The organism is Methylomonas koyamae (assembly GCF_001644025.1).
In the GTDB taxonomy this organism is placed as follows: Bacteria; Pseudomonadota; Gammaproteobacteria; order Methylococcales; family Methylomonadaceae; genus Methylomonas; species Methylomonas koyamae_A.
In genome coordinates this window covers 1-3,446 of the sequence record NZ_LUUK01000142.1, presented here as the reverse complement: position 1 = coordinate 3,446, position 3,446 = coordinate 1, and the positions used below count along the sequence as shown (strand labels likewise).

Below are 3,446 nucleotides of genomic sequence, written 5' to 3'. Positions count from 1 at the left end.
CAGCGTGATAAACGCAAGGCGCCGAGCCTTGCTCGCAACGCCAAAAGCCTTACGCGCAAAGCTCCGAGCAATAAACGCAAGGCGCCGAGCCTTGCTCGCAACGCCAAAAGCCTTGCGCGCAAAGCTCCGAGCAATAAACGCAAGGCGCCGAGCCTTGCCCGCAACGCTAAAAGCCTTGCTCGTAAGCCAAAAAGCCTTGCGAGCCGGCCGTAATGCCAAACGCAGCGCGGAATTCGAACGGGCGGGCTAGTGGGGCCGGCGGCGAGCGGTTTGCGCCGGTTCGGTTCGCGGCTGGCCGGTGTCGACGGTATCGCCGCAAACCGGCTGCCCTTGGTCGGTAAGCGCGGTTCACTGGCGCGGCACTTTAACTTAAATTTAATGGGGTATTCAGCTTGAGCTTATCGCCGTCGAATAGGATTTTGGCTTCCTAATCTTATTCGTTCAGGAGAACAAACCGTATGAACCACGCCTTATCCGTCAGGCTATTCAGTTTTCTTACCGTGTTGGGCCTGTCGGCCAGCGCCGTTGCCGCTACCACCGTGCAAATCGGTCCCAGCGGTAAAACCTTCGCGTCGGGGGCCGTCGCTTGCGCGATCAATCCGGCGACCGGCGCCCAAGCCGCTACGATCCAAGCGGGACTGTTCAATCCCAGCGCCAAAACCACGGCCACGGTTCGCCTCAATGGCGGCACGGTCGCTAAAGTGACCGCAGCCCAGCCCGCCGTGCCGGTTTGGCTGGCGGACGGCAATAACAGCGTGGTGGTGGCTCTGTCCAAACGGGTTGCCGACACCTATACGTTCACGGTCCAAGCGGATTTCTGCAGCCTGCCGGATACCTCGGGCAATACCTTCAGCAGCGACGGCACCTTAGAGTACGCGGCTAGCGGCAAATCCTACGCGCTGGTCAGCCCCGGTTGCGCCTTCAATCCGGCCACCGGCAATGCCCAACCCTTTGTTAACCTGTTCGATAACGGCACTTATCTATTGAACGTGTCGATCAACGGCACGCCGTTAACCCAATTGAACGGCACCACGCGTAAAGCCGTGCCGGTGTTTTTGGGCGCGGGCCCGAACGTGATCTCGGCCGCGAACGGCACGCTGTCCACCGACTACTACATCCGCGATGGCGGCGACGGTACCTGCACTCTGCCGTAAGCCGCCGCTCGTATCGATTTGCAAACCTCGTTATCCACTTTGCCGCCCGGGATGGGCGGCTTTTTTTTGCTCGAAATCCGGCCGCCGTGCGGCGCCGGCCGCCTTGTCTTCCGCGCTCTTGGAGTTAGTCAAAGCCTATCGGCCATGCGGGTCTGCTTGCGACTAAAGCCATTAGGCTAAGCAACGGCGTAGCGTACCCCGTTTTAGTCAACGCCCGCGAAACCCGGATACCCCAGCAAACGACAGGCGTATGGCCTAAACTTGGCGCATGACTCTACCCGTATTGTTTTTCATCGCCGGTCTGCTGGTATTGCTGATAGCGTTTTGGCGGCGTTTACGGCGTTCCGCCCGTGCCGACTATATTCGTACTTACCGTTTTCCGCCGGCGCTTTACGACAAGCTTCGCAAGCGCCGGCCGGAATTGGCATTAAAGGATTGCCAGTTGGTGGGGCGGGCCTTGCGGCAGTTTTTCCTGGCTTATTTGCTGGGTGGTCGCCGTTACGTGTCCATGCCCTCGCAAGTGGTCGACGATCTCTGGCACGAATTGATTTTATATACCCGCCATTACGACAGTTTCTGCAAAAAAGCCTTTGGCGGCTTTCTGCACCATACGCCGGCGGTGGTGCTGAGCCGGGATAAACAAAACAACAGCGGTTTGCGCCGAATTTGGTGGCTGACTTGCCGTGACGAGAATATCGATCCGCGCAATCCCAGTCGTTTGCCGTTACTGTTTGCTATCGATAAAAAACTCCAGATTACCGACGGCTTTGTCTATGTGCCGGATTGTCGCGGCGTGCGGCGCGAAGACGATGCCGGCGGTGGGACGGCCTACTGCGGCGGGGATTTCTCCAGCAACGATTTCGACGGCTCGACCGACGGCTTCGGCGACGGGTCCTGGAGCGGCGACAGTAGCGATGGCGGTAATAGTGACGGCGGCGATGGCGGTTGTGGTGGCGGCTGCGGCGGCGGCGGCGATTGACGCGGCGATGGCCGACGGCGGCCAGTGCTCGGCGAGTTGTCGCCCCGCTTTTTCAACGGAGGAAGGCACTTGAGATTGAAACCATTCGCGATGCCCATGCCGAATAGCGTCGTTCCTTAGGTATCTGACCGAGACTTTGGAGGTCGATCATGCCGAACTTTTCCGGCTTGTCTCGCATCGATGAACAGCATCGGGCCGCCAGCGCGCGTAAAGCGCGGCGTTGCGGCCTTCTTCAGGCGTTCGCTTGCCAGGACGGTGGTTCGCGATGACAATTCCCGCCGAGATGACCTCTTTACTACCCCAACAAATCGCGCCGGTCGATCCCCGTCAACGCGCATTGACCGAGACCTATCTGGCCAGCCGGATCGATGCGCTGGCGCGTTATTTTTTAGGGTTGCGGGCCGAGGTCGATGCCCAATTGGCGCTTAGTCTGCCCGACGCCGCCGGCAAGGCCTATCCCTACGGGCGCTGCGAGGAAATTACCCGCGAGGTGTATGCGCTGTTGGCGACCCGGCTGCGATTGGCCGAGACGCCTGTCGAACGCTGGCTGCACGAATTCATTGCTCACGGCGGCTTCGTACGCTCGGTATGGGGCGTGTTGCGCGAGCAATATTTCCAAAATGCGTTGCAAGTGGGCGGATTGTATGTGGATGTCGCCAACGATACCGTCGATGTCGCCAAACCGCCGGTGGAAATCCTGCCGCTGGAAAGCAGCGGCTTGCTGGCGGTGCGCGATCTCGCCCATTTTCGCCGTACCGCCGAAGCGTATTGGGGCGCGACGGTTTACGCCAATCACGTACTGCCGTCGCTGGCACCCTTGTTGCCGATGGTGTCGGTCAGTCCCGGCCGGCTGCGGCCCGGTTTGCAATCGGCCTGCGATTACATGATCGCGCTGATGTGCCGCGATGGCTTCGAACAAGCCGAAGCCTGGCTGCGCGACGGCCCGCCGCCGCCGGCCGAATTGGCGGCGGAACTGCTGAACCAGACGCCGGCCGATTTGCGGCCATGGACCGAGCGGGGGGGCGACGAGGCCGTTGCCGCCTGCCGGCGGGCTCGGCTCGGCGCTTGCGCCGCCGACGACCGCTGGCGCCAGGCGCGGGTGTTGGACTACTTGCGTTCGTTGCAAAGCCCGCCGGTCGCGAATCCGGTGCCGCCGGCCGGCTGATACGCGGGATTTGTAAGCGCGGACAGGGGCAGGGCGCCGATAGCGCGCCAGTTTGTTGAATCTCTGCGAATTTAGGGCTTATCGAGTGGCCTTTAACGGTTTTATTGTCCCGCCCCCCTCGGCTCCGCTCGGGGCAAGCCTCGATTGC

The 3,446-nt window shown here is 61.0% G+C and carries 4 protein-coding genes; all 4 read left to right on the top strand.

All coding sequences use genetic code 11. From position 1 onward, the window contains the following. The coding region (locus A1355_RS26095; RefSeq protein ID WP_231883626.1) for a hypothetical protein at positions 1-213 on the top strand (213 nt) is incomplete at its 5' end. A gap of 245 nt (positions 214-458) precedes the next feature. After that, positions 459-1,154 (top strand): hypothetical protein, encoded by a 696-nt coding sequence (locus tag A1355_RS09615; RefSeq protein ID WP_231883625.1) that lies wholly within the window; start codon positions 459-461, stop codon positions 1,152-1,154. Between the two features lie 268 nt (positions 1,155-1,422). After that, complete coding sequence (locus A1355_RS09610) at positions 1,423-2,133, top strand: glycine-rich domain-containing protein (RefSeq protein WP_064027410.1); 711 nt, start codon at positions 1,423-1,425, stop codon at positions 2,131-2,133. A gap of 265 nt (positions 2,134-2,398) precedes the next feature. Continuing rightward, positions 2,399-3,298 carry a hypothetical protein gene (locus A1355_RS09605; RefSeq protein ID WP_064027408.1) on the top strand — a complete coding sequence of 300 codons (900 nt, stop codon included), beginning with the start codon at positions 2,399-2,401 and terminating at the stop codon, positions 3,296-3,298. Positions 3,299-3,446: the final 148 nt, after the last annotated feature.

What these genes read in the sequence shown, in the direction of transcription:
- A1355_RS09605 (WP_064027408.1), top strand. Translation starts at nt 2,399, where the DNA reads ATGACAATTCCCGCCGAGATGACCTCTTTACTACCCCAACAAATCGCG.
- A1355_RS09615 (WP_231883625.1), top strand. Translation starts at nt 459, where the DNA reads ATGAACCACGCCTTATCCGTCAGGCTATTCAGTTTTCTTACCGTGTTG.
- A1355_RS09610 (WP_064027410.1), top strand. Translation starts at nt 1,423, where the DNA reads ATGACTCTACCCGTATTGTTTTTCATCGCCGGTCTGCTGGTATTGCTG.